Raw genomic sequence first — 5,154 nt, 5'->3', positions numbered from 1 at the left:
CCCCCCGCGACCCAGCCCGCCACATCGCGCGCGACCGGCAGCACGTCGTAAATGAAGCGCTCTGCCGCCGTCAGCACGCCCTGCACCAGGAAGGACAGCAAGGCGACCACCACCGACACGATGATGACCAGCATCGAACTCAGCCGGTAATGCCAGAACGGTCGGCTCATCTTCACGCCATAGGCACGGCGGAAAATGTCGCGGATCGTCTCGACGAAACTGCCGACCGACCACAGCCCGACAATCGCTCCCAGCCACAGAAGCGAGCCCGTCCGCGCGACCAGCACGTCGCAATCGGCTTGGCGAGCAACTCGCTGACATTGGGCGGCAGGACGTGAAGGAAGGAGGCGACCGCGCGCTGCGTCTCCGCGCTTTGCCCGATCAGCGATGCGATCGCCGCCGCCAGAATGAAGAACGGAAACACCGTCAGCAGCGCCAGATAGGCCAGGTTACCGGCGTGAATGAAGCCGTCGGAAAACACGCCGATCAACACCCGCTGCAGCACTTGCCAAGCCCGCCTAGCCACCCGCTCAAGGTGCGTCCGGCCGACCGGCACACCACTGCCCCCCGCCGCTCGGTGCGCTTCGCGCTCTTCGGGGGATACGGGGGAAATGTGGCTCACGCGGTCGGCCTCCTGGAACGGGTCAGACGCCCATTCCGCCGCGCGGGTTCCGTAAGTCCTTGTCTTTCCAGCCCTCGACGAACTCGATCAGCGCATCGTCATCGACCGGCAGATCGACCATCAGCGTCACGAGCTGATCGCCGCGCGTGCCGTCCTTACGGTGAAACCCGCGCCCGCGCAGCCGCAGCACCTTGCCCGAATTCGATCCCTTGGGGATGGTCAACATCACCGCGCCCTCAGCGGTCGGCACGCGTACGCTTGCACCCAGCACCGCTTCCGACAGGCTGATCGGGAGATCGAGCCGGACATCGTCGCCGACGCGTTCGAAGAAGCGATGCGGCAGCACATTAATGGTGACGATCCCGTCGCCATTGCCGCCAGGGCCCACTTGCCCCTTGCCCGCCAGCCGCATTTGCGCGCCGCTTTCCAGGCCCGCCGGCAATTTCAGGTCGATCGTCTTATTGTCGGCGAGCGTAATGCGCTGCGGCTTGGCCGCCACCGCATCGACGAACGGCACGTCGAGCTTGTACAGCACGTTTGCGCCCTTCGGCTGCTCACGCCGCCCAAAACCGCCAAAGCCCCCGGCAAAGCCGCCGCGCCCGCTGCTGCCCGCGAACATGTTTTCGAAAATGTCGCTCAGATCGGGTCCGTCGGCTTGGAAGCCCGCACCCCCCGGACCGGGGCGGAACCCGCCGGTGTTGCCGCCGCCCGCACCAAAGCCAAAGGGCGAGGCCGGATTGCCGTCGCCATCAATCTCGCCGCGATCGAAGCGCGCGCGCTTGTCCTTGTCGAGCAACAGATCATAGGCCTGCGTCACCTGCCCGAAGCGATCGGTCGCCTTCGGGTTGTCCTTGTTGCGATCAGGATGCAGCTCCTTGGCGAGCTTGCGATACGCTTTCTTGATCTCCGCATCGGTCGCGGTGCGCGCGACGCCCAGCGTTGCATATGGATCGGCCACGAATGTCCCCGGTGTGCTGATGTGGTCTTGATTGCCGTCTATTTGGGGTATCGGGGGAGCGAGTGCAAACGCCGTCGCCTAGATAAGCGGGGCCACGTCGACGCTGACGTCCATTTTCTGCGCGCTGGAGCCGAGTACAACCCCGTCGATCGGCGCGATCTCGCCATAATCGCGGCCAATCGCCATCACGATATGGTCGCCCGCCATCCAGATGCCATTGGTCGGATCGACGCCGACCCAGCCCAGCTCCGCCCCGCACCACAACAGCACCCAGGCGTGCGTTGCATCGGCCCCCACCAGCCGCGGCTGGCCCGGGGGCGGGATCGTGCGAATATAGCCTGAGGCATAAGCGGCGGGCAGCCCGGCGGCGCGCAGGCCGGTAATCATGATCTGCGCGAAATCCTGGCAGACGCCGCCGCGTTTCATGAAAGCCTCATGCGGCGACGTATCGACCAGGGTCGCCTGCGGATCGAACGCAAAATCGTGCTGGATGCGCTGCGCAAGGCCAATGGCGGCATCGAGCGCGGGGCGATCGGGATGGAGATCCTGTGCGCACCACTCGGCAATGTCGCGATCGAGCGGGATCAGCGGCGAGGGGAAAATATAATTGGCCGGGCCGGCGGGCGACGGATCGCGGCTGGCGCGTGCAGCGGCGGCGATCTCGCGCAAGGGGGGGGACCCGTTGGCGGGCATCGGCACCGGACGATCGACCGAAATCCGCGACACGCTCTCGATCGTCAGATGCCGCACCGGCGCATCCACCACCATCCGCATCACATTGGCGAGCCCCGCCTCGGCGCGCGCGGGCGACACCCGGCCCGAGGGCGAAATGGTGAGCCGATAGTCGAGCAGATCCTGCCCCGACCAATGGATCGGCTTCAACCGCAAATTGCAGCGCGCGAATTTCACGTTCGCGCCGTAGTCGAAGCGCGTGATGTGGCGGATGTCGTAGATCATCGAACCCAAACCTGCGTCACCCCGGGCTTGTCCCGGGGTCCACCGAGCAGCACGTTCCACACGGCTTGGGATAGCCGCACGGTGGACCCCCGGGACCAGCCGGGGTGACGGTTATGCAGCATGCCAATCACGCCAGCACCATCCCCGCCGCGCGCAGCGGCTCGGCCCCTTGCAGGAAGTACCGCCGCGCAATCGCCTCGGACAATTGGAACAGCCGCCGCTCGACATCGCCCAGCACCTCGGCATCGAGCCCAGCGGCGGTCGCGGTGGAGACGATCGCGGTCAGCACCGTGCCCTGCGTCTGCTGCGGCTCTTCCATGCCGTCATCCTCAAGCACCGGCAGCGCCGCCAGATGCTCGCAGATCCGGCAGATCTGAAAAGCGAGCGAGCGCGGATTGCCGGGGTCGAGCGCGACCAGATCGACCACCGGCACGCGCGCGATGCCCGTCAGATAGCGCTGGCGATAGCTGATCTGGCTGTCGGCAAGGTCGAGCAGGCTCGACAGATCGTCGGCGCTCGCTTGCGCCATGCCGAACACGCGCAGCGCGCGCGTTACCGTCAGCGCGCGTTCCAGCCGTCGCCCGAGATCGTGGAAGCGCCACGCGGCGGTACGCCCCATATGTTCGGCCGACAGCCCCGACAAAGCGGCATAGCGGCGCTGCAGCGTGCCCGCACGATCGAGCATCCCGCCCTTGGTCGGATAGGGCGCGTCGAGCAGCCGCACGACATCCGCCGCCAGCCGGTCGCGCGATCCCTGGCCGATGCCGCGCGCCAGCCGGTTGATCGACCGCACGCTGTGCCAGTCGCCATCCTCCATCGCCGTACGCGCAAAGGCTGCCAGATCCGCCCGGCGCAAACTCGGCGGGTGCGGTGCCGCGCCGACATTGACCGCCAGCCCGACCAGCCGCCCGACCGTCTCGGGCGCAAGCGCGGCCCCGGCATCGGCATCGATCGAATTGCCCAGCATCACGCGAATGATCGCCAGCAGCGCCTCGCCGCGCTCCAGATAGCGCCCGAGCCAGAAAAAATTGTCGGCGACGCGGCTCGGCAAGGTGCCGGGGTTGCGCCGCACATGGATGGTGTCGGCGGGCGGCAAGAGCGACACCGGCGCGACCGCTTCACCACCATGAATCGCGACATCGGCGGACCAGCAGCCCTCCCCCATCACCGACGCGCGCGGATCGGGATGTTCGGCGATGCGCGCGAAACCGCCCGGCAGCACGGTCCAACCGCCATCGGCCCCGCGCGCCGCGAAGACGCGCAGCGTGAAAGGGCGCGCGGCCAGCCCCGCATCCGTCACCACCGGCATGGTCGACAGTCGGACGATTTCCTGCCCGACATAATCCTGTGGCCGCCGCGTCATGTCGTCGAGCAGGGCGACGCGCGCATCTCCGACAATCTCCGCCCCTGGCACCGCAACCGCGCCGCCGAGGCCGAGCGGGGCCACGCCAAAGGCGGGGCCGATCAGCATCTGGTCGAGATCCTCGATCACCGCTGCCCGCGCGTCATCCTGCCCGCACCACCAGGTCGCGATATTGGGCAGGATCAGGTCCGCGCCGAACAGCCGCGTCGCCAGGCGCGGCAGGAACGCACCGAACGCCGCCGATTCGAGCACGCCCGCGCCCGGCGCATTGGCGATAACGACATTGCCCGCCGCCGCCGCATCGATCAGCCCGGCAACGCCGATGCGCGAATGCGAATCGAACGCCAGCGGATCGAGCAAACGCGGGTCGACGCGGTGCCACAGCGCATCGACGCGCTTCAGCCCGCCGATCGTGCGGACATATAATTTGTCCTCCAGCGCAGCGAGATCCGCGCCCTCGACCAGCAGAAAACCCAGATAGCGCGCCAGATGCGCCTGCTCGGCATAGCTTGCGCTGTAGCGCCCGGGCGTCAGCAGCCCGATGCGCGGCTCGGCCCGGCGGCACGCCGCCGCCAGCCCGTCGCGAAACGCCGCGAAGAAGGGCGCGTGGCGCTGCACGTTCAGCCGCGCCTGCAATCCGCCCAGCGTCCGCGCGATCGCCAGACGGTTCTCCAGCGCATAGCCCGCCCCGGCAGGCGCGCGCAGATGATCGGCCAGCACGCGCCATTCGCCGGTCGGCCCGCGCCCGAGGTCCACCGCGATGAACTGCAGATGATGCCCGCCCGACGGCACCAGCCCCGCCATCGGTCGCAGGAAGAAGGGCGATCCCCCGACCAACGCCGCCGGAATCAGCCCGCGCGCCACCAGCGACGCATCGCCGTACAGATCGGCGATCACGGTTTCGAGCAGATCGGCGCGCTGCACGATCCCCGCCTCGATCGTGCGCCATTCCTCGGCGGCGATCAGCAGCGGCACCGGCGATAGCGGCCACGGCCGCTCCTCGCTTTCGCCAATGATGCGGAAGCCGGTGCCGATATCCTCGGCATGGCGCTGCACGCGCTCGCGCGCGAGGCCGAGATCGTCCCCTGCCGCCGCCGCCAGTTCCTCGAACATCGCCGCCCACGCCGGATCGGGATCGGCCGTGAGCACGTCGCCGCTGACCGCCCGCGCGCGATACTCGGCGATCCAGCGCGCCGCGTGGATGCCGGGGTCGGAGCAACGACGGGGCGGGGGTCGGAGCAACGACGGGGCGGG

Annotated in this window: 3 protein-coding genes and 1 pseudogene; all 4 read right to left on the bottom strand. The window is 68.2% G+C overall.

The window, feature by feature from the left end; all coding sequences use genetic code 11:
• A pseudogene (locus tag NW75_RS20890) lies at positions 1 to 622 on the bottom strand (YihY/virulence factor BrkB family protein); the annotation flags it as partial.
• A gap of 22 nt (positions 623 to 644) precedes the next feature.
• A complete protein-coding gene (locus tag NW75_RS20885; protein ID WP_171010500.1) occupies positions 645 to 1,580 on the bottom strand; it encodes a DnaJ C-terminal domain-containing protein in 936 nt (311 codons plus the stop codon).
• A gap of 78 nt (positions 1,581 to 1,658) precedes the next feature.
• Positions 1,659 to 2,537 (bottom strand): transglutaminase family protein, encoded by an 879-nt coding sequence (locus NW75_RS20880; RefSeq protein ID WP_033967330.1) that lies wholly within the window; start codon positions 2,535 to 2,537, stop codon positions 1,659 to 1,661.
• A 127-nt stretch (positions 2,538 to 2,664) separates the two neighbouring features.
• On the bottom strand, positions 2,665 to 5,142 hold the full coding sequence (locus NW75_RS20875; protein ID WP_033967331.1) for a circularly permuted type 2 ATP-grasp protein: 2,478 nt from the start codon (positions 5,140 to 5,142) through the stop codon (positions 2,665 to 2,667).
• Between the last annotated feature and the right edge of the window lie 12 nt (positions 5,143 to 5,154).

Origin of the sequence: Sphingomonas sp. Ant H11 (assembly GCF_000797515.1) — a bacterium.
Taxonomy (GTDB): Bacteria; Pseudomonadota; Alphaproteobacteria; order Sphingomonadales; family Sphingomonadaceae; genus Sphingomonas.
Note: the sequence above shows the minus strand (reverse complement) of the source record. Positions and strands in the feature narration are given on the sequence as shown.

Bases quoted from the DNA above. Each gene is read 5' to 3' on its own strand.
- NW75_RS20880 (WP_033967330.1), bottom strand. From the start codon at position 2,537: ATGATCTACGACATCCGCCACATCACGCGCTTCGACTACGGCGCGAAC.